31 protein-coding genes are annotated in these 25,491 nt (G+C 54.6%); 10 read left to right on the top strand and 21 right to left on the bottom strand.

What is annotated here, in order from left to right; genetic code table 11:
- Positions 1-10: 10 nt before the first annotated feature.
- From IPM50_08385 to IPM50_08365, 5 genes are all read left to right on the top strand, one after another.
- Positions 11-814 carry an ATP-binding protein gene (locus tag IPM50_08385; GenBank protein ID QQS31704.1) on the top strand — a complete coding sequence of 268 codons (804 nt, stop codon included), beginning with the start codon at positions 11-13 and terminating at the stop codon, positions 812-814.
- 60 nt (positions 815-874) lie between these two features.
- Positions 875-1,123, top strand: a complete 249-nt coding sequence (locus IPM50_08380; GenBank protein ID QQS31703.1) for an AbrB/MazE/SpoVT family DNA-binding domain-containing protein — start codon at positions 875-877, stop codon at positions 1,121-1,123.
- Positions 1,116-1,496, top strand: coding sequence for a type II toxin-antitoxin system VapC family toxin (locus tag IPM50_08375; protein ID QQS31702.1), 381 nt, complete (start codon positions 1,116-1,118; stop codon positions 1,494-1,496). Before IPM50_08380 ends, IPM50_08375 begins: the two co-directional genes overlap by 8 nt.
- A gap of 7 nt (positions 1,497-1,503) precedes the next feature.
- A complete protein-coding gene (locus IPM50_08370) occupies positions 1,504-3,165 on the top strand; it encodes an NAD+ synthase (protein ID QQS31701.1) in 1,662 nt (553 codons plus the stop codon).
- A gap of 76 nt (positions 3,166-3,241) precedes the next feature.
- Positions 3,242-3,757, top strand: coding sequence for a hypothetical protein (locus IPM50_08365; protein ID QQS31700.1), 516 nt, complete (start codon positions 3,242-3,244; stop codon positions 3,755-3,757).
- Here IPM50_08365 and IPM50_08360 read toward each other — a convergent pair.
- The 20 genes from IPM50_08360 to lpdA form a co-directional block, all read right to left on the bottom strand.
- Positions 3,754-4,851 carry a VWA domain-containing protein gene (locus tag IPM50_08360; GenBank protein QQS31699.1) on the bottom strand — a complete coding sequence of 366 codons (1,098 nt, stop codon included), beginning with the start codon at positions 4,849-4,851 and terminating at the stop codon, positions 3,754-3,756. The genes IPM50_08365 and IPM50_08360 overlap by 4 nt on opposite strands.
- Positions 4,852-4,920: 69 nt before the next feature.
- Positions 4,921-5,886, bottom strand: a complete 966-nt coding sequence (locus IPM50_08355; GenBank protein QQS31698.1) for an OmpA family protein — start codon at positions 5,884-5,886, stop codon at positions 4,921-4,923.
- A gap of 166 nt (positions 5,887-6,052) precedes the next feature.
- Positions 6,053-7,792, bottom strand: a complete 1,740-nt coding sequence (gene sucB, locus IPM50_08350; GenBank protein ID QQS31697.1) for a 2-oxoglutarate dehydrogenase, E2 component, dihydrolipoamide succinyltransferase — start codon at positions 7,790-7,792, stop codon at positions 6,053-6,055.
- Between the two features lie 87 nt (positions 7,793-7,879).
- Positions 7,880-8,287 (bottom strand): hypothetical protein, encoded by a 408-nt coding sequence (locus tag IPM50_08345; GenBank protein QQS31696.1) that lies wholly within the window; start codon positions 8,285-8,287, stop codon positions 7,880-7,882.
- 10 nt (positions 8,288-8,297) lie between these two features.
- Positions 8,298-8,573: a DUF4242 domain-containing protein gene (locus tag IPM50_08340; GenBank protein ID QQS31695.1), complete on the bottom strand. Its 276-nt coding sequence runs from the start codon at positions 8,571-8,573 to the stop codon at positions 8,298-8,300.
- Between the two features lie 15 nt (positions 8,574-8,588).
- Positions 8,589-9,035, bottom strand: a complete 447-nt coding sequence (locus IPM50_08335) for a hypothetical protein (protein ID QQS31694.1) — start codon at positions 9,033-9,035, stop codon at positions 8,589-8,591.
- 3 nt (positions 9,036-9,038) lie between these two features.
- Complete coding sequence (locus tag IPM50_08330) at positions 9,039-9,287, bottom strand: hypothetical protein (protein QQS31693.1); 249 nt, start codon at positions 9,285-9,287, stop codon at positions 9,039-9,041.
- Between the two features lie 3 nt (positions 9,288-9,290).
- Positions 9,291-10,214 carry a calcium/sodium antiporter gene (locus tag IPM50_08325; GenBank protein QQS31692.1) on the bottom strand — a complete coding sequence of 308 codons (924 nt, stop codon included), beginning with the start codon at positions 10,212-10,214 and terminating at the stop codon, positions 9,291-9,293.
- Positions 10,215-10,238: 24 nt separating this feature from the next.
- Complete coding sequence (locus IPM50_08320; protein ID QQS31691.1) at positions 10,239-10,688, bottom strand: CBS domain-containing protein; 450 nt, start codon at positions 10,686-10,688, stop codon at positions 10,239-10,241.
- A gap of 12 nt (positions 10,689-10,700) precedes the next feature.
- Positions 10,701-13,157, bottom strand: a complete 2,457-nt coding sequence (locus IPM50_08315) for a cation-translocating P-type ATPase (GenBank protein QQS34488.1) — start codon at positions 13,155-13,157, stop codon at positions 10,701-10,703.
- Between the two features lie 34 nt (positions 13,158-13,191).
- Complete coding sequence (locus tag IPM50_08310; protein QQS31690.1) at positions 13,192-14,142, bottom strand: calcium/sodium antiporter; 951 nt, start codon at positions 14,140-14,142, stop codon at positions 13,192-13,194.
- 12 nt (positions 14,143-14,154) lie between these two features.
- Positions 14,155-15,384 (bottom strand): phosphoglycerate dehydrogenase, encoded by a 1,230-nt coding sequence (gene serA / locus IPM50_08305; GenBank protein ID QQS31689.1) that lies wholly within the window; start codon positions 15,382-15,384, stop codon positions 14,155-14,157.
- A 15-nt stretch (positions 15,385-15,399) separates the two neighbouring features.
- Positions 15,400-15,816 carry a type II toxin-antitoxin system VapC family toxin gene (locus IPM50_08300; GenBank protein ID QQS31688.1) on the bottom strand — a complete coding sequence of 139 codons (417 nt, stop codon included), beginning with the start codon at positions 15,814-15,816 and terminating at the stop codon, positions 15,400-15,402.
- The gene (locus IPM50_08295; protein ID QQS31687.1) at positions 15,813-16,043 is read right to left on the bottom strand and encodes a hypothetical protein; all 231 of its coding nucleotides are present in this window, start codon (positions 16,041-16,043) and stop codon (positions 15,813-15,815) included. Before IPM50_08295 ends, IPM50_08300 begins: the two co-directional genes overlap by 4 nt.
- Before the next feature lie 229 nt (positions 16,044-16,272).
- Positions 16,273-17,895: a hypothetical protein gene (locus IPM50_08290; GenBank protein ID QQS31686.1), complete on the bottom strand. Its 1,623-nt coding sequence runs from the start codon at positions 17,893-17,895 to the stop codon at positions 16,273-16,275.
- A gap of 51 nt (positions 17,896-17,946) precedes the next feature.
- The gene (locus IPM50_08285; protein ID QQS31685.1) at positions 17,947-18,222 is read right to left on the bottom strand and encodes a helix-turn-helix transcriptional regulator; all 276 of its coding nucleotides are present in this window, start codon (positions 18,220-18,222) and stop codon (positions 17,947-17,949) included.
- Entirely contained in the window at positions 18,215-18,571 is a 357-nt protein-coding gene (locus IPM50_08280; GenBank protein QQS34487.1) for a type II toxin-antitoxin system RelE/ParE family toxin, read from the bottom strand. The genes IPM50_08285 and IPM50_08280 overlap by 8 nt, the downstream gene beginning before the upstream one ends.
- 194 nt (positions 18,572-18,765) lie before the next feature.
- Complete coding sequence (locus tag IPM50_08275; GenBank protein QQS31684.1) at positions 18,766-19,215, bottom strand: DUF2442 domain-containing protein; 450 nt, start codon at positions 19,213-19,215, stop codon at positions 18,766-18,768.
- Positions 19,202-19,453, bottom strand: a complete 252-nt coding sequence (locus IPM50_08270; protein ID QQS31683.1) for a DUF4160 domain-containing protein — start codon at positions 19,451-19,453, stop codon at positions 19,202-19,204. Before IPM50_08270 ends, IPM50_08275 begins: the two co-directional genes overlap by 14 nt.
- 124 nt (positions 19,454-19,577) lie before the next feature.
- On the bottom strand, positions 19,578-20,987 hold the full coding sequence (gene lpdA, locus IPM50_08265; protein ID QQS31682.1) for a dihydrolipoyl dehydrogenase: 1,410 nt from the start codon (positions 20,985-20,987) through the stop codon (positions 19,578-19,580).
- Positions 20,988-21,091: 104 nt separating this feature from the next.
- Between lpdA and IPM50_08260 the strand changes: the two genes are divergently transcribed.
- Complete coding sequence (locus IPM50_08260; protein ID QQS31681.1) at positions 21,092-21,796, top strand: class I SAM-dependent methyltransferase; 705 nt, start codon at positions 21,092-21,094, stop codon at positions 21,794-21,796.
- Here IPM50_08260 and IPM50_08255 read toward each other — a convergent pair whose 3' ends face one another.
- Positions 21,797-22,132: a winged helix-turn-helix transcriptional regulator gene (locus IPM50_08255; protein ID QQS31680.1), complete on the bottom strand. Its 336-nt coding sequence runs from the start codon at positions 22,130-22,132 to the stop codon at positions 21,797-21,799.
- A 79-nt stretch (positions 22,133-22,211) separates the two neighbouring features.
- On the opposite strand from IPM50_08255, the gene IPM50_08250 reads away from it, so the two are divergent.
- The 4 genes from IPM50_08250 (at position 22,212) to IPM50_08235 (ending at position 25,470) form a co-directional block, all read left to right on the top strand.
- Positions 22,212-22,772 (top strand): rhodanese-like domain-containing protein, encoded by a 561-nt coding sequence (locus IPM50_08250; protein ID QQS31679.1) that lies wholly within the window; start codon positions 22,212-22,214, stop codon positions 22,770-22,772.
- A 9-nt stretch (positions 22,773-22,781) separates the two neighbouring features.
- Positions 22,782-24,167, top strand: a complete 1,386-nt coding sequence (locus IPM50_08245; GenBank protein QQS31678.1) for an MBL fold metallo-hydrolase — start codon at positions 22,782-22,784, stop codon at positions 24,165-24,167.
- Positions 24,168-24,267: 100 nt separating this feature from the next.
- Positions 24,268-24,621 (top strand): DsrE family protein, encoded by a 354-nt coding sequence (locus IPM50_08240; GenBank protein QQS31677.1) that lies wholly within the window; start codon positions 24,268-24,270, stop codon positions 24,619-24,621.
- Positions 24,622-24,666: 45 nt separating this feature from the next.
- Positions 24,667-25,470, top strand: a complete 804-nt coding sequence (locus IPM50_08235) for a sulfite exporter TauE/SafE family protein (protein ID QQS31676.1) — start codon at positions 24,667-24,669, stop codon at positions 25,468-25,470.
- The last annotated feature ends 21 nt before the right edge of the window (positions 25,471-25,491 follow it).

Genomic DNA, 25,491 nt, shown 5'->3' with positions numbered 1-25,491 from the left:
CCCCTTCACCATGGATCGACGAATATTGATCATAGACGACCACGATGACCTGGCGAGTGCGCTGGAAGAGGTCTTTACGCACACCGGCCACGAGGTAAAGGTGCTGACCGACCGCTCATCTGCTCTGAGAGAACCCGACATCGGCGGTTATGACGTTGTGATCACCGATCTGGACGTTCGTCCCGGTGATATGGATAGCCCCGACGAAAAGGAATGTGCTCCATGCCTGCCCGACATAAAGGTCTCTACCGATGCCGAAAACATCAAGGCATTTAAATTGTGTGCCGCGAATTTTCGCCGCGAGGGCTCTACCGAAGAAGAGCTCAAGAATCTGGTCGCGACGGTGCTCGACTACAAGATCCGTTTTGTCGATCGCGAAGAGGCCGTGCAGGGGCTTCATGAAAAGATCGAGTTCGAACTGCCGAGCGCGATCTCGCTGATGCACATCGTTCTCGATTACCTTCTCAAACGCGTTGAAAAACTCCGCGTGATCGACCCCGAGCGCTCCAATCTATTCGTCGCTCTTGACGAGGCGTTCGTCAATGCCGTCAAACACGGCAACAAATACGACGCGGACAAGGTCGTGCGGATCGAATGCGAGATATCGCAAAAAGAGGCACGTTTCACGGTCGAGGATGAGGGCGAAGGATTTGACGTCAACGCAATTCCCGATCCGCTCGATCCTGAAAACCTTTTCAAAACCAGCGGCCGCGGCGTGCTTTTCATCTACAACATCATGGACGAGGTCGCCTACAACGAACGCGGAAACAGGTTGACGATGGTGAAGAAAGCACCAGACTCGGATCAGGCGTGACATATCGTGACAATGTGTCACGATATGTGTATTATGTCATAAGGAGGTCGCAAGACATTAATGGGAGCTACGACAACAATGACAGGAGGCGGCAGGATCGTTATCCCTGCCGAAATACGCAAACGGCTCGGACTTAAGTCGGGTGAGAGATTCAACGTTGAGGTAGATGCCGATGATTCTTTGCGAATAACCAGTCGTACGCAGGCCCTTCGTCGAGCGCAACAGCTCTTTAGACAGCAAGTGCCCGAAGGTACGCCTGTTGTTGATGAATTTATAGCAGAGAGGCGGAAGGAAGCCGAGAATGAGTGACCTTATACTGGATGCTTCGGCTGTTTTGGCGTTCTTGAACAACGAGAACGGGGCCGACGTGGTGGAGCGGCTGATCCCGGATGCTAAGATCAGCTCGGTTAACGTGGCGGAGGTAATAACGCGTTCGTTGGACCTAGGGCATACCCTTGAATCAGCTCATAAAGCCTTTTCCATGTTGGGCTTGGAGGTCATCTCTTTTGATGAACGGCAAGCGATAAAGGCGGCTGAGCTTCGTACTGTGACTCGAGTTCAGGGTCTATCTTTGGGTGATAGGAGCTGTCTTTCATGTGCGATCGTCCGAAATGCCACCGCAGTGACGGCAGACCGTCAATGGACAAAGTTCGATCTATGTCCAATAGAACTGATTAGGTAAACCACCATTGAAAGTCACCATTGCCCAGATCAATACGACGAACGGCGACCTTGCCGGAAATACACAAAAGATAATTTCGGCGATCGAAAAGGCGCGCGGCGACGGTTCGGATCTGGTCGTTTTTCCTGAGGTCGCGACGCACGGCTATACGTCTCTTGATTGGTTTCAAGATGCCGACATCATCGCCCATTCACTCGATCCGCTTCGCGAAATAATTCCCGCAACTAAAGGGATCACAGCAGTTATCGGCACTATCCGCCCGAACGATGCAAAGGACGGACGGCGTCTGTATAATACGGCCGCGGTCATTCGCGACGGTGCATTGATCGGCTTTGCCGACAAGACGCTGCTGCCCGAATACGACGTTTTCGACGACCCTCGATATTTTGAACCGAGCGATCACCGCCGCATTTTTGACGGCGGCGGAGTCAAACTCGGCGTCGTGGTCTGCGAGGATTTTTGGAACGACAAGACATTTTGGCGTGAGCGTTTGTACGAAAGCGACCCGACCGACGAAGTGCTGCAGATGGGCGCCGAGGTCATCGTTTCGGTCAACGCATCGCCATATAACAAAGGCAAGATCCGCCTGCGGTGCGATATGGTCGCCCATCGTGCAAAGCTGCAAAAACGGCCCATAATCTTTGTCAATCTTGTCGGCGGTAACGACGGCATCATCTTTGACGGTGCGAGCCTGGTCGCCGATGAGGAAGGCGACATCATTTTGCAGGCATCGGCATTTGAGGAGTTCGTCGAGACGGTCGAGCTCGACGTCCGCAAGCCCGACGCACGCGGCATCTCGGGCGACGAGATCGAGTCGATCCGACGAGCACTCGTGCTAGGCATACGCGATTACGCGCAAAAGAACGGTTTTCAAAAAGCTGTCATTGGGCTGAGCGGCGGCATCGATTCGGCGCTCGTGGCGGCGCTCGCGTGTGAAGCTATCGGGCCTAAAAACGTGCTCTGCGTGATGATGCCATCGCCATTTTCATCCGAGGGTTCGATCAAAGACAGTGAGGAACTTGTCCGCAATCTGGGCTGCGAAAGCCGCATAGAACCGATATCCGACGCATTCGAGGTGCTGCTGCGGCAGCTTGGCCTCGATAAACCGAAACGCGGCGGCGATTCGTTGGCAGCCGAAAATATGCAATCGCGTATCCGCGGCGTCATACTGATGGCAATATCGAATGCGGAAGGCCGGCTGGTGCTTTCGACCGGCAACAAATCGGAACTCGCCGTCGGCTATTGCACGCTTTACGGCGATACTAACGGCGGACTCGCCGTACTCGGCGACGTGCTGAAAACCGAGGTTTGGCAGATCGCCCGCCATATCAACAACGCCGCCGGACGCGAGGTGATCCCGAACAAGATCATCGAAAAACGGCCGTCCGCCGAACTTGCCCCCGACCAGTTCGACGACGACAGCCTGCCGCCGTATGATGTGATGGACCCGATCCTGCGGATGTATTTCGAGCAGAAAGCATCGCCCGCGGATATCATAGCCGCCGGGCACGACGCCGAGCGCGTCTATTGGATACTCAACAAGGTCGAGCACCCGGCGAACGAATTTAAACGCCGCCAACTGCCGCCCACGCTCATCATCTCGAAGAACGCCATCGGCATCGGCCGCCGCCGCCCCGTAACGCATAAGTACAAGAGGCGGCCCTCATAGAATTTTTTTGCAAGGTTTGTTTTGGACGCCGTTCTTTCATTGTCAGTCGAACTGATAGAGAAAGAACGGAGTTTTTATGCCTGCATTTACTGATCCTTTAAGCAATTTGAGAGTAGCGAGCCCGTGTCCGGCGGATTGGGAACAGATGTTCGGGAATGAACGCGTCAAGTTCTGCGGCGAGTGTAAGCTGAATGTTTACAACCTTTCCGGCATGACGCGGGACGAAGCGGAGAGCCTGATCATCAATACCGAAGGGCGACTTTGTGTGCGTTTTTACCGCCGCCGCGACGGCAGTATTTTGACGCAGGACTGCCCGGTCGGCTGGGCAAAGGTAAAGCATCGTGCACGCCTTTTCACCACTGCCGCGGCCTCGCTGCTGATGTCGCTGCTGACGGGTGTTTTCTTTGCACAGCTTTTTTCGCGAAATTCAACTCCGTCGCCGATCGTGATGGGAGCGATTCCGATGGAAAGAAACCGAGAGCCTGAACTTTATCCGATCCAGGGAAATGTGGCGATGCCGATCGAGGTCAAAGGTGAGATGTTGGTGGAAGACGTTCGTAAAACGCCGCCCGCGCAAATAAGCCGCCGTTAGTTTCCGCGCAGATAGAATCCTTTTCGCGAACGCACCTTTGCATCGCTGCGGCCTGTGACGGAAATCGAGATCGGCACGAAACGGTCTGCGGGGCCGTCGGCGTCGGTGTAATACTGGACCAGATATTGCGAACGCAATTCGTTGGCAAGCTGTGTGAAGATGCGGTCGAGGACCTCGCCGTTCTTCCGGCGGTTCGCGTTATTCAGATATTCGTCCTTCGTATCAATGGGCGAAAAACGCGGCAGAAATGCCGAGCCGCCGGTCGCATCGGCGAAAAGCTGCATATTTTCCTGTCCGAAAACGCTGATGGCATTCAGATGAAACGAACTCCCGCCCGGATTTATCGAATAAAATACTGCATCGGCGTCCTGCAGCAGGCGTCCGACACGCTGGCGCTCGGCACGGCTCGCGTCGTCGCGGAGCTTAACGGTCATTTGATATAGCGACTTGCTGTCCAGCGTATTGATCTTTTCGCCCGCCCGTCGATAGCCCGACTGAATTGCTTTGCGGATCTGTTCACTGTTCGTGTCCTCTCCGTCAGAGATGACCAGAATTACGCGGCGTGAATTTTCTGCTGCATTATCACGCAGATGCTTCGCAGCGGCGGCGATCGTGTCGTAGAACGCAGTGTATTCTTTTGTCGCTTCGATCTTGTTGAGGGCGGCAACTGCACCGTCTGCATTCGCACGGGCTCCGACGAGAACCGGTTTCGAGCCGATAGAAAAGACCGCCGCGTTGTCCTGAGGCCGCATAACGTCGCGTAGGAATTTTGCCGCCGTCTCTAGCTGAAATCGAAACATCGGGCTTGTCGTCGCCGAAATATCAAAAAGCAAAGCGATCTCCAGCGGCACATCCGCCGCCGATCCTACGCTTTCGATGGCCTGATTGCGGCCGTTTTCCGTGAGACGAAAATCGGTTTCAGTAAGCCCGAGCACGGCGTTACCGCTCGCGTCCGTGACAGAAACAGGTATCACGATCAGCCGCGAATCGACACGGATCACCTCGTCCTCGTCGGGCTTTGTCGGAACCTGAGAATACACCGACAGCGAGGCCGCAAAGATCACAAATACTGCAAATAAACGGCTTAGCGACATCTTAGAAGTGGCGATGCGGAAAATGAGGCGGCGTTTTGTCGACGCCGCCTCGGAAATGACCGGTGAGTGTTAGTTGTCGTCAGATTTCGCGGGGCGGACCTCGACGTTCTGGTTGATGCCGCGGCTGACCATCAGTTTGACCTCTACGCGGCGGTTCTGTTCGCGTCCGGCTGAGGTGCGATTGTCCGCGACCGGCTGCAATACGCCGAATCCGTACGATTCGACAAAGCGGCGAAGCGGGACATTGTGGGTCTGGATCAAATAGTCCTTAACGGCCTTTGCACGGCGTTCGCTGAGCACCTTATTCTGCTGGGCATTGCCTTCCGACGAAGCAAAGCCGGTCACCTCGATGACGTAGCCTTTCAGCGTCATCGCTTTCGCGGCGACCTGATCAAGAGCGGCTTTGCCTTCCGGCGAGAGAACCGCACTGTTTACGCGGAAATTCACCGTAGTCGCGGACTGCAGCACGTAATCATCAAGGTCGGAAATGCGGCGATTCGTCGCATTAACGCCTTCGATAGCCGCATCCGCTGAATCCTGAGCTGCCTTTGCACCGCCGCGGGCGGCGTTCGAGATGGCCATCAGCTCATCGATCTGGCCTGACACGCGTTGTGCGTTTTCCTCAGCGGCCGACAGCCTTTCCTCGGCGGGCGAAACGCGTGAATCGATCGACTGAGCGGTTTGCAGATTGCTCTTGTCAAAACGAACCTTGGTCACGTTCACACTGCCGCTGCTGTCGCCGATGCCCTCGACCTCCATATTCAGTCCGCGGACCAATGCCGAAACCGGATATCGGTCGCCGCCGCCCCAGAAACTGTTGTGCTTGATATCGGCACGCGGTGCGATCACGATACGCGTATCAATGCCCACGCTGTCGCGAATGACAAAGGTACTTTCCGCCTCCTTTTGGACGATGACGCCTTTGATCTTATATTTCTGGCCGGCAACCGCCGTGCGAAGCTGCGCTGACTGTGCGATCGCTCCGACGACGCCGACGCTCAACAAAACGAAAAGAACTGATAATTTCCTCAGCATAATGACTCCTGTTTCAATCGGGTAATAAAAGGATTCCGGCAAGTTTGACGCCCCAGTTGCGGTGCGGGTTGTCGGATTTTTTTCACGAGCAATATTTCGCCCGAAAAAGTTAATGGTCTGATGATACCGCACATCAGACCATTTGCAAACAATTTTTAACAGATTATCAGACCTCGAATTCGGCGTTCTCGAGATACCGTTTCATGAAGGACAGGAATTTCTCGGCGTCCGCACCGTCCACCACGCGGTGATCATAGGTCAGAGCAAAGTACGCCATCTGCCGAATGGCAATGTAATCGTCGCCATCGGGCGAGGTCATTACCTTTGCCCGCTTTTCGATCGTGCCGACGCAAAGTATCGCCACCTGAGGCTGATTGATGATCGGCGTTCCGTACAGCCCGCCGAAAACACCGGGATTCGTAATGGTGAATGTGCCGCCCTGAACTTCGTCGGGGTTGAGTTTCTTGCCGCGTGCTCGGTCGGCCAGGTCGTTCGCCTTTACGGCAAGCTCCGCCAGCGACATCGTCTCGGCGTTTTTGATCACGGGAACGATCAGCCCCCAATCCAGAGCCACGGCCATGCCCAGATTGATGTCGCCCTTATAAATGATGCTATCGCCGTCAACCTGCGAATTTACGATGCGGTGCTCGCGAATAGCGGCCGTAACCGCCTGGAAAATGAACGGCATGAACGTGAGTTTTGTGCCGTATTTCGCTTGAAACGCCGCCTGATTCGCCGCACGGAAACGAGCGACATTTGTCATGTCGATCTCGTAAACGCTGGTCACGTGTGCCGACGTTTGCTTTGAGAACGTCATGTGTTCCGCGATCTTTTTACGCATCACGGACATTTTTTCGACGCGGTCTTCCATCGTCGTCAGGTTGTGCGGAGTGACGAATGCGGGCTTCGCCGCCTTCGGCGAAGAAACGGCCGGAGCAGCCGGTGCGGCAGCCGCACCTTTGACCAGCAGATCCTGTGGACGCAGAGCGGCACCGGTTTCGATGAATGCCAGAATGTCGCTCTTTGTAACTCGGCCGCTGATGCCGCTGCCCGGAATACGTGTTATGTCAATTCCGTGCTCGCCGGCGATCTTGCGGACCAACGGGCTGCTCTTTTGACGGCGGAGTTCGTCCAGCGATCTGTCTCCGTTACCCGACGCCGCAGCGGCATTTGCTTGGACCGGCGTTGCTTTCACCTCTGCAACCGACCCGGTCGCTATCGCTCCCGGTTCTGACTTCGGGGCTGCGGTTTTCGGCTGCTGACCGCTCACCGCTCCTTCGGCTCCGACGAGGGCAAGCACTGAGCCGACCTCCACCGTTTCGCCTTCGGCGACATTGATCGAAAGCAGTTTGCCTGCAGCGGGCGAAGGAACTTCGGCATCGACCTTATCCGTAGATATTTCGAGCAGCGGCTCGTCTTTTTCGATGGTATCGCCGACGGATTTGAGCCACTTCGAGACGGTGCCTTCGGTGATGGATTCGCCCATCTGCGGCATTACGACCTCGGTAGCGTCGGCCGATGCTGCTGCAGCTTTTGCCGGTTCGGCCGCCGGAGTTTCGGAGACAGGTTCTGATGGGATAGCTTCCGGCTCAGGCTCTGACGCCGTGGTCATCTCGACCTCGGGTGAGGTTTCCGGTGCAGGAGCGGGAGCAGTTGCTCCTGACTCGCCCTCTTCGCCGACGATCGCGATCACGGTGCCGACCTCGACGGTCTCACCTTCCTGATGGCGTATCTCAAGCAGAACGCCCGCTCCGGGGCTTGGAACCTCGGCATCGACCTTGTCGGTCGATATCTCAAGGATCGCCTCGTCTTTCTCAATGCGGTCGCCGACCGCTTTCAGCCATTTTGAAACGGTACCTTCGGTGATCGACTCGCCCATTTGGGGCATCACAACTTCTACGCTCATAAAAACTCCGCAAATTTCCGCAGAAAAGCCTCCCGTGATCGGGAAACATATAGAATACCGCAAATGCGGCGGCAATAAAATTCCGGCTTAATCGGGAATGCGGGTTTGAATGAGTGCAAACAGCTCTTCTGAACGGTCGAGTGCAGTAGGAAGCTGGAGCTTTTCACCTTTTTCGAGCGACAAAACGCCGGTCTTTTCGACTCCGGTGATATCGCTCCAAAAAACAGAACTGTCGCGAAATCTCAGCCCGTTGTCGTAAACCTCGACAACCGTCCGCCTCTGACGGATCCAAGAGAACATCGTGGCGATATAGACCAGCAGGAATGCCGTCGAAAGCAGGAAGTAACCGATATTCTGCCGAATGTAAAATGCCAGCATCATCGCCATGAAAAACAAAAATGACAGCACGGCGATGAAAACCGCCCGCTGCATCTGAGCGGGCGATGTCGTGTGAACGGCGATAAGCCGGCCGAGGCTTTTCTTGTTGGAACTCAAGGCGAAAAGTTCAGGCCGCAGCTCGCGAAGGATCGATCAGAGCTCGGACCTCAGAAATACTGTTTGCGGGAAATCCGGATTCACGTGCATGTTCTTCGATCATTTCCTTGTTGGGTGCGGTGTAAACGCAATAGATCTTGTTGTCCGTAACGTAGCTGTGGATCCACTGTATCTCGGCACCCATCGCGTTCAGCACGCTGCAAGACTTTGCGGACGCGCCATGCAGATCGGCCGCGGTCATCGATCCTGCACCGGGAATTTCTCTTTCGATCACAAATTTTGGCATCAATTTCCTCCTTCTTTAGTTAACCAGCTTCTGTGTCTCGGCATCGTCACCTTCGTTGTCGAAAAGCCGGCTGACTACAGAGCCCGGCTCGGTGATCATACTTGGCGTTTCCGCATGTGCCGCCTCGAATGCGGCGATCGCTGCTTTTGCACGTTCAATGTCGGCTTTAACGATCTTTAGGACCAGCTTGCCGTCATTGTTCGGCAATTCGGCAAGACGCGCCAGAGACTTCAGGCGTATCTCGATCTTTGCACCGTATCCTGCAAAACCTTTTTTGAATTTTACGTCCAGGATCTCAGCCATCGGCAGCCGCGTCTCGCGAACGCCGGTCGGAAACAGGTCCAGTATCTTCGATTCAAATTCGAGCACGACGCCGGCGTCAGAAAATTTTGCAACGCCGTTATACGAGCGAAAGCCGTTCGCGCTTGATGCTTTGAAAGGTATGCTGATGAAATTTTCCATCGCTCATTTTCGGCCCGCGAAATATCTGACGATGCCGTAAACGCTAATAATAAGCCAAAATGCCTCTACGATAAACGCCGAAAGATTAAAGCTGTAATAAAGCGAAATCAAGATCAACGCGGCGCCGACGGCGTTCCGCAGGGAATATGAGAGCTGCGTGCTATGCAGACGGCCGGCCTGCAGCAGGACGTAGGTGATGATGATCATCGCCACACCGATGGTTCCAAGGACGTCAAAGATCGTGATATTCATCGATTATTGCTGAAGTATGGTCAACGTGTATGCCAGACATAGTATCAGCAGCATCACGCCGCGGCGACGTCCGATGATGCCTCCGCGGCCGGGAAATGTCAGAGCGATGGTTATCACGCCAAAGCCGAGCCCGATCGCGAGTTCTCTGATCGGCAGGTTTTCCATCGGGCGTATCAGCGTCGCGACCGAAACGATCCAGAAATTGTTAAAGATGTTGCTGCCGAGTATCGTCCCGAGCCCGATCTCTTCGTGACCGCGGAGTTTCGAGATAATAACGGTCGCAAGTTCCGGAAACGACGTGCCTATGGCAACGACGGTCGCTCCGATCACGAATTCTTCCAACCCGAACGATGCCGCGATGCCTTTAGCTCCCCAGACGATCGCACGCCCCGCAAAGATCAGCAGCCCGAGTCCCGCCACAACCGAAAAAACGATGCTCAGACGGTTTTGATCGCCCAGTACTTCTTCGGCCAAGCTTCGCTGCTTTTTAACCTCAATGACAACTGCAACGATCCAGACGATGAAGGCGACGAGCATTATCGCGCCGTCGATGCGGGAAAGTTCGCCGTCGAGCACCAGCAGTCCTGTCAGCAGCGGCGCCAAGATCGCAACAGGGAAATCCCGTTTGATGCTGTCACGCGGGGCCTTTAGAGAAGCAAAAATGAGTGCCGCACCAAGCACGAGGCCGATATTTGCAACATTGCTGCCAAGAGCGTCGCCCAGGGCGATATGCGGTTTTCCTTCGAGAGAGGCGTTGACGGAGACGGCGAGTTCGGGAGCTGAGGTTGCGAACGCGGCAACAGTTGCACCGATGATGCCTGCGGGAATTCGGGCCCAAGCGGCCAGGCCCACGGCTCCGCGGACGAACATCTCGCCGCCAAAGCCGGCGGCTGCGAGTCCGAGAGCGAGGATCAGGTAATCACTCAAAACCGTGCCAGATCAAAAATTCGTTCAAACTCTTCCCGCCATCAGCCGGAGCAGATCGTGGCGTGCAACGATACCGACAGGCTTGCCGTCGCGTACGACGGGGATGCGGTTGATGTCGTGCTCGAGCATCAGCTCGACGGCACGATTAACGGATTCGTCCTCTTCGATGGTAACAACGTTCTTCACCATTATCTCGGAAACCGGCGTTTGCCGCGCCTCTGCGTAGATGTTGGCGACGCTGGTGTCCGAAAGCCAACGGCCGAGCAGCTGCGGGGCTCGAAATGTCGAGAACGGAATGCCCTTGCTCTTCGCCGCAAAACTGGCCTCCGTAACGATGCCCGCAATTATGCCGTCTGCATCTACGACAGGAACGCAGCCGATGCCCTTGTCGAGCATCAGCCTAGCAACGTCTTCCAGCGAGGTCGATTCACCGACCGTGATCGCGGGTGATGCCATTATCTCATTTACTTTCATAGCTTTACGGGACTAGTGTGCTCCGAAACGGTGTTCCAGACGCGTTGTGACCTCGGCAGCGGCCCATGTGATCAACACCGCGGCCGCGATGATGCCGAATGCTGCCGCGTCCAATGTCTCCAATCCTAACAGATTTCTGAGCGGCGGAAAAAATATTGTCGCCGCCTGCAAACCGATGCCGCCAAATACCGCGATGTGCAGAACCATGTTGCGTTCGGGCGGCGAGATGATCTTTCGCGATGGATATGCCATAACAAGCTGTGCGATGGATTCGAACAGGAAAACGCCCGACCGCGTAGCGAGCAGACTGTAACCATAACGCGGCATCATTACCAGCAAAATGCCGCCCATCAGAGCCTTTACAACGCCCGTCGAAACGATAAAGCGGATCGAAGGCTTGTCCAGAAGCGGCGATGCAGGATCGCGCGGGCTGAGCGACATAACGTCGCGATTGTGATCCAGCCCAAGAGCAAGCGCAGGCGGCCCGTCCGCGATGATGTTTATCCACAACAATTGCACCGCCGTCAGCGGCAGTAACAGTCCGCCGAGCTCGTCGGTCAGGCCGAGCATAAATGAGCCGAACGCACCGCCGACAACGAGCAGCACGAGAGCGAGATTCGTCGAGAAGAGAAATCGTATGAACTTCTGGATATTGTCGTAGATGTTGCGGCCTTCTTCGATGGCGGCGACGATGGTCGCAAAATTGTCGTCCATCAGCACGAGGTCCGCGACCTCACGCGAAACGTCGCTGCCGCGATCGCCCATCGCCACGCCGACGTCCGAGCGCTTTAGCGCCGGAGCATCGTTCACGCCGTCGCCCGTCATTGCAACGACCTCGCCCTGTTCACGCAGCTTTTCAACGAGCAGGAGCTTGTGTTCGGGCAGCACTCGGGCAAAGATGCCGCACGTGCGGACGGCCTCAGCGTGCTCTTGCGAGGTCATCTTGTCGAGGTCTGCTCCGGTCAATACGTCCGTAGCGGCGATACCTATCTCGCCCGCGATCGCCTTTGCCGTATCGGGATGATCGCCGGTGATCATGACGACGCGGATGCCCGCCCGTCGTGCCTCCGCAATAGAATCCGGCACCTCGGGCCGCGGCGGATCCCAGAGCTTTATGACGCCGACGAAATCGATATCGTCCTCGCTTTCGCCGGTGCTTTTTCCGACGGCGAGGACGCGAAACCCTTTCGCAGCATACTCTGCGATACGCGTCTGCCATTTTTCGCGTTCGCTTGTCGCGAGCGAACTCATCTCAAGCAGCACCTCGGGAGCGCCCTTGAAATAGCTGACTGTTCCCGCACCTTCACGGACGGTCACTCGCATGAATTTGTAAGAGCTGTCGAAGGGCCGCACAGTGACACGCGGAAATTCCGCACGCAGGGCAGCAGTTTCGATGCCTTCGCTGCGAGCATGTTCGAGGAGTGCTGTTTCCAACGGGTCGCCGATCTCGCCGCCTTCGTCGGCATCGTTGGCGATGACCATCGCATGGAGAGCGGCGTGATCGTCTGCAGTATCCGTACCGCGGACGGTCATCTTGTTTTCGGTCAGCGTGCCGGTCTTATCCGTAGCGATCACGGTCACGGAGCCAAGAGCCTCGACCGCGCTCAGGCGGCGGACGACCGCTTTGCGTTTTGCCATTCGTTCGACGCCGAGTGCCAGCGTCAGCGTCAGCACCGCCGGCAGTCCTTCCGGAATTGCCGCGACCGCGAGGGCGACCGCGAATATCAGCACGTGGCCGAGCCGGTCGGTGCCTTCGATCAGCAGACCGCCGACCGTGATCAACACTGCGAGCACAAGAATGATCTTCGCCACCTGATCGGCGAAAACGGCGAGGCGGATCTCGAGCGGTGTCTTACCCGTTTCGATCGAGCCGATCATCGTCGCCACGCGGCCCATCGCGCTGTCGCTGCCGGTTCGCGTTACCTCGATGTGAGTTTTGCCGCGGAGCACTAGCGTCCCGGCCGAAAGCTCATCCGCTCCGGCCTTTTCGACCGGTACCGATTCGCCCGTAAGCAGCGATTCATCGAGCAAAACGCTGTCTTTATCCAGATTCGTTCCGTCTGCCGGCACGCGATCGCCTGCTTCGATGCGGACGACATCGCCCGGCACGATCTGCGATGTCGGAATGTGTACGTAATGCCCGTCGCGCAGGGTCCAAGCAAGCGGAGCCGCCATTTCCTTAAGCCGCGAGAGTGCCGCTTCGGACTTGCCTTCCTGATACATTCCAAGCCCGGAATTTAGTATCAATATCAGCGCGATCGCGATGGATTCAACGGGAACGCCGGTCGCACCTTCGGCCAGCCAAATTACGAAATCGACGAGCAGTGCAAAAAGGAGAATGTAGATGAGCGGGCTTTGAAATTGTTCAACGAATCGACGAAGCAGCGTTTTCGGAGGCTTTTCAGGAACCGAATTTGGGCCGTACCTCTCAAGGCGAGCGGCGGCTTCCGCGGCAGTCAATCCTGTCACGCTGGTTTCCGAGTTCGTCATGTTGATCTGTCTCTTAATCCGACGCGAGCAGTGTCACGATGTAAATGACATAGCCCAAAACCAGGATTATCCCTTCCGGGCGGTCGATATTGTATCGGCGGCCGAGCATCGCCCATACGAGAATGACGCTGCCCAAAAATACTCCAACGTCCAGCGAGCGTATGCCCTCGGTCGGGATCGGGCTGATCATCGCTGCGATGCCGAGCACGGCGAGGATATTGAAAACGTTCGAGCCGATGACGTTGCCGAAAGAAATGTCCGCTTCGCCGCGATACGACGCAACGACCGACGTGGCCAGTTCCGGCAAACTTGTGCCGATCGCCACGATGGTCAGCCCGATCACCGCCTCGCTGAGGCCGATGACCTGTGCTATATCAATTGCGCCGTCAACTAATATATTAGCACCAAAAATAAGGGCGCCGAGACCGAGAAAAATGAAAATCGCGTCTAGCCAGCCGGCACGGCCCGATGGCTTTACTGCCTCGTCATACTCGGCCTCGACCTCGGCGTCTTCCTTCGTTCTTGAAGCGATGTAAGCCCCGACCGTGTATGCGACCGCACCGATGGTCAGCAATATCCCATCGATTCGCGAGATGACGCCATCCCACATCATGATGCAAAGAAAGGCCGTAACTGCCATCAATATCGGCATCTCGCGGCGGAGTATCTCGGCCTTGACGGCCATCGGTGCGATCAGGGCCGCACAGCCGAGGATGAGAGCGAGATTCGATATGTTCGAGCCGATGACGTTGCCGAGCGCGATGCCGCTGCTGCCCTTTAGAGCGGCCTCAAGCGAGACGACGAATTCAGGGCTGCCCGTTCCGAACGCGACGATGGTCAATCCGATCACAAGCGGCGTTATGCCAAGCCGCAACGCCAGCGACGCACCGCCGCGTACAAGCAGCTCAGCCCCGACGGTCAGAACAACTAGCCCCGCGACGATGAGGAAAATTGAGAAGAGCATTTTGGGTGTCTTTTAGTAAACCATCCTTGCCCGGATGGTTCCGTCGATGTCTTTCAGTATCGCAAAGGCGTCTTTCGAGATCTTGTTGTCAACGTCGAGGACGACGTAGCCGATCTCTTCGTTGGTTTTCAGGTATTGGCCGAGGATGTTGAAACCGCGGTCCGATAGCCGCGAGTTTATCTCGCCGAGGATGCCGGGAATGTTGCGGTGAATGTGCAGAATTCGGTGCGTGCCGGCCTGCGGAGGCAGTGAAACGGGCGGGACGGTGTGCGAGCCTTCGCTGTTGCCGAGGTCGAGATAGCCGATCAGCTTCGATGTGACGTCCGAGCCGATGGCGGCCTGTGCCTCTTCGGTGGAACCGCCGATGTGCGGTGTCAAAATCACGTTCGGCAGTTGCTGCAGCGGACATGCGAAAGCATCGCCGTTCTTTTCGGGCTCCTGCGGGAAAACATCTATCGCCGCACCCGCGAGCTTACCGCTCTTAAGAGCCTTCTTAACCGCTTCGAGATCGACAACGTCGCCGCGGCTATAATTGAGCAGCAAGGCCCCGCGGCGCATCGAGCGTATCGCTTCGGCGTCGATCATGTTCCGCGTCGAAAGGTCCGACGGCACGTGCAGCGTGACAATGTGCGAGCGTCTGAGCAGCTCTTTTAAGTCGCGTATCTGTTTGGCATTGCCGTGCGGCAGTTTGGTCGCGATGTCATAGTAAATAACCTGCATTCCCAACGCCTCGGCCATTATCGACACCTGCGAACCGATATTCCCATAGCCGATGATGCCGAGCGTCTTGCCGCGAAGCTCGAATGAGCCTTTTGCCTCTTTCAGCCATTCGCCGCGATGAGCCGCCGCGTTCTTATCTGCGATCTTGCGGATCAGCATTACACAAAGGCCGATAATCAGCTCAGCCACCGAACGCGTATTCGCATGAGGCGCATTGAACACCGCAACGCCCTTCTCCGTCGCCGCTTTTAGATCGACCTGATTGACACCAATACAAAAAGCACCGACAGCAAGCAGCTTGTCCGCCGCCTCGAGGACATTTCGCGTCACCTGCGTTTTTGAACGTATCCCGAGCACATGCACGCCCCGGATCGCTTTGGTCAACTCCTCCTCGCTGGCTGCCCCGCCCAGCCGCTGCACCTCCATATAACCACCCGCACCAAACTCCCGAACAGCCGAATCAGAAATATTCTCAAGCAGCAGGATCTTGATCTTGGATTTTGGGTATGATGTTTGAGCCATTTCGAAACCTTGAGATCAAAGATCTCCGAGCCATTTCAGATGTTTTCCGAGCGAAGTCCCAGAAAGAGAATCGTAGAACTTACGGTCGGCAGTTACAAATTCGCACGAAAGTGAAATGGCAAGTGCCAAATATGTCCAATCGTAAACCGTCTGGCCCGAGAGGCATGCTCCGACAAAAGCAGAATGAGCAACCGGCCTGTGAGCCCGAATCCGCAAACCCGACCGGGAAAATGCCTTTACTATTGCAGTGCCTTCGCCTTCGGTGAGTTCACTACGCCTGATTTTTTTCCAGATGATGTTGCCAAACTCAGGGATCACTAGGTCAGGCGCATACAGGACATCGCTTTGTGTGAGCAGAGTGTCCGCTTGGTGATTGAGTGTCTCAGGAACGTACCATTTAACCGCGACGCTGGCATCAACGACGCGTCTCATCGCAAACGATCCTCTCGCAAAAGCTTTTCGGAATCGCTGTGTGATCTGCCGGAAAGTGCTTTCTTTATACGTCGAGCGACCACAGCGTCCGATACAGCGTTATTCCCGAGACGTTCACTGATCAAAAGCCGAACCTCTGCCTGCATAGACCGTCCATTCTCGACGGCACGTTTCCTTAAAGTCTCGATCACCGCCGCGTCCACGTCTCGTACCAGTACATCAGGCATAAATGACATTCTCCCATGCTATCGAAATGATAGCACACAAGTGTCGGTCCGGGGTAAAGCAGATATTGACGGTGCCCGCGAACAGGCTCACTTTATCTGTTGAACGTAATCAGTCGGCGCCCCTCCGTATATCCTTTCACCCCAAACTCCCGCACCGCCGCGTCAGAAATATTCTCAAGCAGCAGTATCTTGATCTTGGATTTTGGGTATGAGGTATCCGACTTAGTCATCAATTCTCGTCTTCTTCAAGTTCCCACGAATCAATGATACTACTTAGAGCCGCCCGAAGCTTTTCGTTCGCCTTGATCTTTGACTTTTCAAACTCTATTCCAATGGCGCACATGCCAAACAGCAGCCCACTCGACATTCCTCTTTCATTCGCCAACAGAAATAAAGATTCCGCGAAAACGCCGTTCGCTTTGGCGGTGTGACCTATTTCTGCATACGCCCGGCCGGTTTTTCCAAAAACATCGAAACGTCTTGCATCGAAAACTTCATCAAAAGGCCGCCTCAAATTAGAAACAGCTTCATCAAGATATCTGTTCAACGTTTTGTCGGGAAGCTCGTTTTTGTTCATGAGGACAAACTCCGTCAGCATTTCGGCTTTCAGATAAGGTTTTCGGATCTGCGAGATCAGTTTTAATGTCTCTTTGTCAGCCCGCAATTTGGCGAATCGACGAGCTATCTCAGCTTGATACTTTGCCTGCTCCCACTTGCCGGAGGTCCAGAGCGAGCCGCTCTCCGCTTCGCTTGTGTCGATTAACAATGTGCGGGAATATGCGAAACGGAGCAGTTCAAGTGCTTTTGCTCTCTTATTGGCGGCCTGGTAATTAGCGGCAAGTCTTAACAAGAGGTTTTGTTGCGCGTAATCGCTGCCGGTTAGCGTTTTAGCGATCGTGACAGCTTGTTCGGTTTCACCGATCCCCATAAATACTTCTGCGAGGATCGTAAGGTTAAAGCTATCTGCGTATTGTTTGGGATCAAGGCGTGAAATAGCTTCTTTAAAATGAGCCATTGCCGCTTCTCTGTTGCCTTTCGAAAAGAGGCTCTCACCGAGGCGGATAAGGAACCTCGGCTCGTCGACCTCGCCGGCACGACGCGCAACGTCAAATGCGAAGTCGTACTCGCCAAGGATCAAATACAAGGCGATGACCTCGCGGACCGCGAATGCGTCGTCTGGCTCGAGGGGCCGCTCATTCCAAGAAATATTCCTAACGGCTTTCTCGGCCAGGTCAAAACTTTTCCCCTTATCACCAAGTTTTGCGAAGAGTAAGGCGGTCTTGGCTACATCCCTTTTCTCTTCGTACTGTGTCTCTTCAAGATAAGTTATAAGCGAGTTAAGAATTGTAGTTGCTACACTCTTGTTTCCTTTCTCGATGAGGGCTTCGGCGATAAGAATGTTTGATTCAAACTGATCTACAGGTTCGAGTGTGCTGGCCACATCGAATGCAGCAGTTTCCTGATCGAGTATGACCAAGTAGCGCCATAGCGGCCGCAGCCGATATTCGTTCTTTTCAAACCTCTTCAACAGGTACAACGCCATGTCCGAGGCCTCTCGGTTCCGACGGTTCTTTATCAATGAATCTACGACGAGGATAAGGTCAGTTTCAGCATAATGGTCTTCGGTCAAAAGCGATGCCGTCTTCTTGGCCTTATCTGCCTTTCCGACTTCGGCAAACGAAATTGCAAGGCACGCCTTTTCCCTGGGCCTCTCGTTGTATTGGTCTTGTGAAATAAGATAGAAAACGGTAGAAAGAGGGCTCTCTTCTGCCTGAAAACGAGCATCTTGGGAGACGGGCGTGATCGAGCCGGTCAGTAAAACTAACAAGACCAATGAAGTGCGAGCAAACATCTAGCAGTTTGAAAACCTAAACAAAGATATTAGGTAAAGGAGAGATCATACTTAAGCTATTTCAAGCCTGATATCTTTGCCCAGTGCTCTTGCATACTTGCGAAGCGTAGATAGCCGTATGTCGTCCGAATGATTTTCGATCCTTGAAATCGCGGATTTGTTGGTGCGCAGCTTTTCGGCGACCTGTTCCTGCGTTATCCCAGAACTCTCACGAGCCTGTCGCAAAAGTACTCCGATCTTGAAATTCTCAAAGCCTTTCTCATAGTCCTTGGCGAATTCAGCATCTGCCTTCTTTCGCTTACTAATGTACTTTTTAAGATCACTCATTTTTCTTACTCCTATCTAAATGATCCCTCTTTCGCCGTTCAGCCAATTCAATTTCAGAGATCGGCGTCTTTTGTGACTTCTTAGAGAAACCGTTGGTCAAAACAACCAAATTGCCTTTGTGCATGAATCCGAGCAGGCGGAATGCATCTCGACCAACATCAACTCTTATTTCCCAGATGTCGTCGGTCGATTCAAGTTTCTTGAAATACTGACGCGGAACCCTTTCGAGCGTCTCTACCAAAGACATTACCCAAGTGACCTTTCGAGCCTGCTTTGCTGTCAAAGAATCAAGGAAATCTTCTATCGGGAATTTTCCATTTTCGGTCCTGTAGAAGACTATCTCCCTCACCATTAGAAGTTAACATATATGTTAACTCGCGTCAATAAAATATATCCGGTAGTCAAATCTAATGCTGACGACCGGCCATTGACAGCTGTCCACTGCCAATTACATATGTATCGTCATATCATGCACGCCTTCGGCGGCTTCCATGACCGCTTCGGATACGGTCGGGTGGGCGTGGATAACGCGCCAAGAGAGGTTTACCCTACATTCCTTGGCCGGCCGCCGAGTTTCCCGTTTTCACGCGAGGCGATTTTCTTTTTATCGCTCGTGACAGAGCCCTTGCGGCGTCCCAGTTCAGCGCTAATGTATTTTTCACCGATCAGATCTAGGACAAGCGGACCAATGCCAAGCTGTTGGTCGATGGATGGCCACTCGAGGGCGGATCCCGATCCAAGTAAGGTGACGTCTGAAAGTTGCTCATCTGTGGCATTTTTCAAGAGCTTATATCTTCTTGGATCGAAACTAAAGCTCCACCCCGACGCGAGACGCACCGTCACCTCCCCGTTTTGATAGCTTGCGGAAACTGCACGCGGATCATTCTTCAGTGATTCCTCACCACGCTTTGTAGCCTCGCGGTATTGACGTTCGAATTCCTTGTCCGAGATCCCGAATTCTTCAAGGTCCCACTTTTCTTTAACCTTCACCATGAATCTTCGTCCACTCCTCGACAAACATGTCGTTGTTCGCGAGCACCACCCGCAAAACGCTCGCCAATTCCCGACGGTTTAGTCGGTAGTTTGCCTTTATCGATGCAGGGCTTTCGCCCATTCCCAAATTGATCACAGCCGCTAACAATGTGCCGCGTATAATATGCACATGCGGCGGCGCATGGTCGTCGGGCCATATAACAAATCTGAAACCACCACTTCGGAAAATAGTAGGCATGGTCAGAATAACCTAACCGTTAGGTTTTGTGCAAACTTTATGTCTCGAGAAATATACCACAAAAAAAGTGGCCAGACGGTTCGGACGTCTGACCGCTGGCGACTGACAACCGACCACGGCCGAATTACATATGTATCGTCATATCATGCACGCCTTCGGCGGCTTCCATAACGGATTCGGAGACGGTCGGGTGAGCGTGGATGACGCGGCCGAGTTCGTCTGCGGTGGTCTCGAGTGCCATGGCGACGCAGGCTTCGGCAAGGAGTTCGGTGGCGTGCGGGCCGATGATGTGAACGCCAAGCACCTCGTCGTATTTCTTTTCGGCGACGATCTTGACGAAACCATCAGTTTCGCCGAGTATGCGGGCTTTGCCTGAGGCCGAGAATGGGAACTTGCCGACCTTGACGTCGTAGCCCGCCTCGATCGCTTTGGCTTCGGTCAGGCCGACGCTGGCGACCTCGGGGTCGCAGTATGTGCAGTTCGGGACGAGGTTTTGCTTGATCGGCTCGACCTTTTTACCCGCGATCTTTTCAACGACGAGGATGCCCTCTTTCGAAGCGAGATGAGCGAGCCACGCTGTGTCGATGACGTCGCCGATGGCGTAAACGCCGGGTTCGTCGGTCTCGCAATACTCATTTACCTTAACGGTGCCGCGGGGATTAACGACGACCTTTGTCTTGTCGAGCCCCAGCCCGTCGAGGTATGGCATACGGCCGACGGCGACGAGAAGCATCTCGGCTTCGAACGTCACGTCCTCACCTTTCGCGTTCTTGCCGGAAACCTTGACGGCGTCCTTTTTCTTTTCCAGCTTGTCCAGCTTGATGCCGGTCTCGCATTTGATGCCCTGTTTTTTGAATGCGCGAGCGAGTTCTTTTGACACGTCAGCATCTTCGATCGGGACAATTCGGTCCATCAGCTCGACGACCGTCGTCTCGCAGCCGAAGCGGTGATAAACGCTCGCGAATTCGACGCCGACGGCGCCGGAGCCCATGACGATCATTGATTTGGGCACGCGGTCGAGCTCGAGTATCTGATCGGAATTCACAACCTGTTTGCCGTCAACTTCAAATCCGGGGATCGGCCGCACGACCGAGCCGGTCGCGATGATGATGTTCTTGGTGTCGATCGTCTCTTTTTTGCCGTCTGCGAGAGCGACCTCGACCTTGCCTTTTCCGGCGATCTTGCCATGGCCGTTGAACACAGTGACCTTGTTCTTTTTCATCAGATAGGTCACACCGGCGGCGTTCTTATCGACGATGCCGGATTTGTAATTCTGAACGCCGGCCCAATCGTATTCGAGGCCAGATACCTTGAGGCCGAACTTCTCGAATTCGCCCGCTTTCTGATAGAGATGAGCCGCGTTCAGCAACGCTTTGGTCGGGATACAGCCGCGCAGACCGCAGGTGCCGCCGAGTTTGGCGTCCTTTTCTTTTTCAATAATTGCCACCTTTAGCCCAAGCTGAGCTCCGCGAACCGCCGCCACATAGCCGCCCGGGCCGGCTCCGATGATAGTTACGTCAAATTGTTCTGCCACAATAGTTTTCCTCTTTTATAGATCTCTTGAATTTACAACAGCGTAAACAGATATTATAGGTTCTTCGCCGATAGCTTTCTAGTTCGGGCGAAAACGAGGTGCATATGACCGATGGAAAAGAAGAAAAACGCGAGCGGGTGCGAGAGATCGCGTCAGAGCATTACAAACGCGGCGACGTGCTCGGCTGGTTCGACGCTTTGTATAAAGAGGCGGCCGGAGACAACGAGGTCATTCCGTGGGCTGACCTGGAGCCGAACCGGTATTTCCGGCGCTGGGCCGAGGAGAACGGCCTGAAAGGGAACGGCGAACGGGCACTCGTCGTCGGCTGCGGACTTGGCGACGATGCGGCTTATCTGGACGATCTAGGTTTCGACGTGACGGCATTCGATATATCGTCGACGGCGATCGAATGGGCGAAAAAACTATATGCGGATAGGAACATAAAGTTTGAGGTGATGGATCTTTTTCAGCCGTTTCGCGGTTGGACCTGCGGGCAGGCTGGCAGCCTGCGGTCCGGCGGATTCGACTTTGTGCTTGAGGTCTATACCATTCAGCCGCTGCCTATCGAGATGCGGCAGAAAACGATGGATGCGATCGCTGCTTTTGTCGCTCCCGGCGGGTGTCTGGTCGTTGTTACGCGCGGCCGCGGCGATGATGAGGAAGTTGATGAATTGCCGTGGCCGATCTCACGAAAGGAATTGGCGTGGTTTCAGGATGCAGGGCTGGAGGAGAAAAGTTTCGTCGTCTATCCTTCCGACGAAGAGGACGAGCCGGAGCGGTTCATCGTCGAATACAGCCGGCCGAATTGATCAGCCGAAGATCGCGCTTCTTTCCGAATAACGCTCCTTCAAGCTGCCGCAGACCACACGGCAAAGCTCGAATATCGAATCGTCCGCAATGCGGTAATAGACGGTGTTGCCCTCGCCGCGGCGGGCGACCAGTCCTTCGTCCTGCAGCATTCTGAGATGTTTGCTGACGTTCGGCTGAGTCGCTCCGACGGCGTTTGTGATCGCCGTCACGCTCGCCTCGCCTTCCTCCAAATACTGCAATATATGCAGCCGCAGCGGCTCTGAGAGCACTCTAAACCGTGAAGCTACAAGGCTTACGGCCTCAGGCGACATTTTTTCATTTAATTCGTTTTTCATACTTGACAATATAACGATATAGGTATATGCTCATACACAAGTCGAGTATAATCGACAAAATGAGGTAAAATCAAGACATATGATCAAACAAGCAACAGTACACGAGATCAACGAGCTGCTCGACAGCGGCGGCGAATGCCAAGTGATCGACGTTAGGGAATTTTCTGAGTTCAACAGCGAACGCATCGCCGACGCGCAATTAATGCCGCTGTCGAATTTTGAAAAACACGCCGACGAGATCGACCATTCAAAGCCGGTCTATCTGATGTGCCGTTCGGGCAACCGGGCGACGCAGGCAGCAGAGAAGCTCGCCGCAAAAGGATTCACCGATATCCACGTCGTAAAGGGCGGCATGACGGCTTGGGTCGGTGCCGATCTGCCGATCATCAAGGGCGAGTCAAAGGTGTGGTCGCTCGAACGACAGGTGCGTTTCGCTGCGGGGCTATTCGTCCTTACCGGCGTCGTGCTCGGTTTTGCGGTCAGCCCGTATCTGTTTTTGCTCAGCGGGTTTGTCGGAGCAGGGCTGATATTCGCCGCGGTAACGGACACCTGCGGAATGGCGATGGTGCTCGCTCGTATGCCGTGGAATCAGAAGCCGGGCGGAAACGGTGTAGTAAGTGGGCAAGCTTGCAGTAAATAGGAGAAGGAAATGAAATTTAAGCAATTTTATCTGGGGTGTCTTTCGCACGCCTCTTATTACATAGGTTCGGGCGACGAAGCGGCGATCATCGATCCGCAGCGTGACGTCGAGCAGTATTTGGAAGAGGCCGCAGCGAACGGACAGAAGATCAAGTATGTGATCGAAACGCATTCGCACGCGGATTTTGTATCGGGACACGTCGAGCTTGCCAAAAAGACCGGGGCCGAGATCGTTTTTGGGCAGCGGGCAAACACACAGTTTCCGACGCTGAAGGTGAAGGACGGTGACGAACTGACGGTAGGCGATGTGAAGCTTTCATTTATGGAAACGCCCGGACACACTCCCGAAGGCATCACGATCTTGGCAAAGGACAAGACCGATGAATCGGCCCCGTTGAAGATGTTCACCGGCGACACGCTGTTCATAGGCGATGTCGGGCGTCCGGACCTAATTGGTTCCAAAGGTTTTACTGCAGAGCAGATGGCGTCAATGCTTTACGATTCGCTGCACGAAAAGATTTTGCCGCTGCCCGACGAAACGGAGGTCTATCCGGCACACGGTGCGGGCTCTCTCTGCGGCAAATCGCTGTCGAAAGAGACCTGGTCAACGCTCGGTGAGCAGAAGCGTTTCAACTACGCACTGCAGCCGATGTCACGCGAAGAATTCGTAAAGATCGTCGCCGCGGATCAGCCTGAAGTTCCGGCATACTTCCCGCTGAGCGCAGCAAAGAACCTGGAAGGTTCGGCCCCGCTTGAGAATTTGCCGCAGCCCAAAAAGATGACGTCCGAAGAGCTTGCTGCTTTTGACGGGATCGTTCTCGACGTGAGAAGCGCCGATCAGTTCGGTGCGGGCCACGTGCCGAATTCGATAAACATCGGGCTCGGCGGGCAGTTCGCTTCGTGGGCGGGAACGATGATCCCTATCGGCGTGAATATCGCTATCGTTGCTGAAACCGACGAACAGATAGACGAGGCGGTGATGCGGCTCGCACGCGTCGGCCACGAAACGGTCGAGGGCTTTGCCTTGATCGGCGAATATTCCGGCGAAAAGAAAGTGGTCAAGCAAGTGCCTGTGGAAGAGGTCGCAGGTCTGATGAACGCGGACACAAAGCCGCAGTTCGTCGACGTTCGCCGCACCCAAGAGCACGCCGGCGGTCACGCTCCCGGAACTGTGAATATTCCGCTCGACCGTCTGGCGATGGAATTCACAAGCCTCGACCCGAATGCTCCGACATACGTGATCTGCCAAGGTGGATATCGTTCGAGCCTGGGAACGAGCATTCTCGAAAATGCCGGTTTTGGTGAGATATACAACGTCATCGGCGGGACAAAAGCCTGGATCGACGCAGGCATGGAAACGGCGGTCTCGACTACGGCCTGTGTCTCCGGAAGATGATCAAAGAAATAGTGTCCCGCCATGTAGTTTCGCGGGATGTTGAAATATAGCTCAGGCATCTGGCTTTTGTATAGCCGGATGCCTAGAGCCGGAGTCTGCAATGAAAACACTGATAATAATAAATGACGCACCCTACGGCACTGAAAAAGCGTTCAATGCTATGCGTATCGCAAATCAAATAAACAAGGACCTTCCGGAGCACGAAGTAACGGTATTTCTGATGGCCGACGGGGTGAATTGCGCCATCGAGGGACAAAACACGCCAAATGGCTACTACAACGTAGAAAGAATGTTAAGACTCGCTCTATCAAAGGGAACGAAGGTTTTGCTTTGCGGTAGTTGTCTAGACGCTCGCGGATTACATGGTGTCAAGCTGATCGAAGGCTCAGCACGCAGTTCTATGCAGGAGCTCGCAGCCGAGATCGTGAACAGTGAGCGAGTACTGACATTTTAGTTGGCGGTCTTCGTCGACTCCCACCGAGTTGAAAAGGAAGAAAAAATGGAGATCGCAGCATTTTTGGCCGCCACGCTGATCGGGCTTTCGCTCGGAATGATAGGCGCAGGCGGCAGTATTTTGACGGTTCCGGTGCTGGTTTATTTGGCAGGCGTTGATCCGGTTTTGGCGACGGGCTACTCGCTCTTTGTGGTCGGTTCGACCGCCCTCGTCGGCGGACTAAAGAGCGCACGCCGCGGAATGGTCGATTTCAAGACAGCGGCTCTTTTCGGCCTGCCGTCTATCTTGGCGGTCTATGCGACGCGGCTGTGGCTGATGCCGCTTATACCGGAGCAGATATTCACACTTGGCGGATTTACGCTGTCAAAAGGCACCGGCCTGCTGCTGACGTTTGCGGTTTTAATGATCGCAACGTCAGTTTCGATGATACGCGAACGAAAGAGCGTTGAACCGGAGGACGGTGAGAAACACAAGCCAAGGAATATCCTCTACGTTTTTGGCGAAGGCATCGGCGTAGGCGTCTTGACGGGACTGGTCGGTGCGGGCGGCGGCTTTCTGATCATTCCGGCCCTTGTCCTGCTTGCGGGCCTTGAGATGAAGATCGCCGTTGGCACGTCGCTGTTCATCATTGCGGCAAAATCGCTTTTCGGCTTTATCGGCGATATTCAGAACGGCGAACTCATAAATTGGTCATTTCTTGCCGTGTTCACCGCATTTTCGATCACGGGAATATTTGTGGGTTCCTGGTTAGCTGGATTTGTGAATGGAGCCAAACTGAAAAAAGCCTTTGGTTGGTTCGTGCTTGTGATGGGTGTATATATGGTAGTTAGGGAGACTATGTTCGCATAGCAGCTCGCCGATATCGGCGCG

It is taken from the genome of Acidobacteriota bacterium (assembly GCA_016700075.1).
Taxonomy (GTDB): domain Bacteria; phylum Acidobacteriota; class Blastocatellia; order Pyrinomonadales; family Pyrinomonadaceae; genus OLB17.
Note: the sequence above shows the minus strand (reverse complement) of the source record. Positions and strands in the feature narration are given on the sequence as shown.

Coding starts and splice junctions, on each gene's coding strand:
- IPM50_08330 (QQS31693.1), bottom strand. CDS start 9,287: ATGAATATCACGATCTTTGACGTCCTTGGAACCATCGGTGTGGCGATG.
- IPM50_08285 (QQS31685.1), bottom strand. CDS start 18,222: ATGAGTGATCTTAAAAAGTACATTAGTAAGCGAAAGAAGGCAGATGCT.
- IPM50_08240 (QQS31677.1), top strand. CDS start 24,268: ATGAAAACACTGATAATAATAAATGACGCACCCTACGGCACTGAAAAA.
- IPM50_08245 (QQS31678.1), top strand. CDS start 22,782: ATGAAATTTAAGCAATTTTATCTGGGGTGTCTTTCGCACGCCTCTTAT.
- IPM50_08380 (QQS31703.1), top strand. CDS start 875: ATGGGAGCTACGACAACAATGACAGGAGGCGGCAGGATCGTTATCCCT.
- IPM50_08385 (QQS31704.1), top strand. CDS start 11: ATGGATCGACGAATATTGATCATAGACGACCACGATGACCTGGCGAGT.
- IPM50_08260 (QQS31681.1), top strand. CDS start 21,092: ATGACCGATGGAAAAGAAGAAAAACGCGAGCGGGTGCGAGAGATCGCG.
- IPM50_08250 (QQS31679.1), top strand. CDS start 22,212: ATGATCAAACAAGCAACAGTACACGAGATCAACGAGCTGCTCGACAGC.
- IPM50_08300 (QQS31688.1), bottom strand. CDS start 15,816: ATGAGACGCGTCGTTGATGCCAGCGTCGCGGTTAAATGGTACGTTCCT.
- IPM50_08310 (QQS31690.1), bottom strand. CDS start 14,142: ATGCTCTTCTCAATTTTCCTCATCGTCGCGGGGCTAGTTGTTCTGACC.
- IPM50_08270 (QQS31683.1), bottom strand. CDS start 19,453: ATGCCTACTATTTTCCGAAGTGGTGGTTTCAGATTTGTTATATGGCCC.
- IPM50_08290 (QQS31686.1), bottom strand. CDS start 17,895: ATGTTTGCTCGCACTTCATTGGTCTTGTTAGTTTTACTGACCGGCTCG.
- IPM50_08235 (QQS31676.1), top strand. CDS start 24,667: ATGGAGATCGCAGCATTTTTGGCCGCCACGCTGATCGGGCTTTCGCTC.
- IPM50_08340 (QQS31695.1), bottom strand. CDS start 8,573: ATGCCAAAATTTGTGATCGAAAGAGAAATTCCCGGTGCAGGATCGATG.
- IPM50_08295 (QQS31687.1), bottom strand. CDS start 16,043: ATGCCTGATGTACTGGTACGAGACGTGGACGCGGCGGTGATCGAGACT.
- IPM50_08255 (QQS31680.1), bottom strand. CDS start 22,132: ATGAAAAACGAATTAAATGAAAAAATGTCGCCTGAGGCCGTAAGCCTT.
- IPM50_08365 (QQS31700.1), top strand. CDS start 3,242: ATGCCTGCATTTACTGATCCTTTAAGCAATTTGAGAGTAGCGAGCCCG.
- IPM50_08360 (QQS31699.1), bottom strand. CDS start 4,851: ATGTCGCTAAGCCGTTTATTTGCAGTATTTGTGATCTTTGCGGCCTCG.
- IPM50_08320 (QQS31691.1), bottom strand. CDS start 10,688: ATGAAAGTAAATGAGATAATGGCATCACCCGCGATCACGGTCGGTGAA.
- IPM50_08375 (QQS31702.1), top strand. CDS start 1,116: ATGAGTGACCTTATACTGGATGCTTCGGCTGTTTTGGCGTTCTTGAAC.
- IPM50_08355 (QQS31698.1), bottom strand. CDS start 5,886: ATGCTGAGGAAATTATCAGTTCTTTTCGTTTTGTTGAGCGTCGGCGTC.
- serA (QQS31689.1), bottom strand. CDS start 15,384: ATGGCTCAAACATCATACCCAAAATCCAAGATCAAGATCCTGCTGCTT.
- IPM50_08275 (QQS31684.1), bottom strand. CDS start 19,215: ATGGTGAAGGTTAAAGAAAAGTGGGACCTTGAAGAATTCGGGATCTCG.
- sucB (QQS31697.1), bottom strand. CDS start 7,792: ATGAGCGTAGAAGTTGTGATGCCCCAAATGGGCGAGTCGATCACCGAA.
- IPM50_08335 (QQS31694.1), bottom strand. CDS start 9,035: ATGGAAAATTTCATCAGCATACCTTTCAAAGCATCAAGCGCGAACGGC.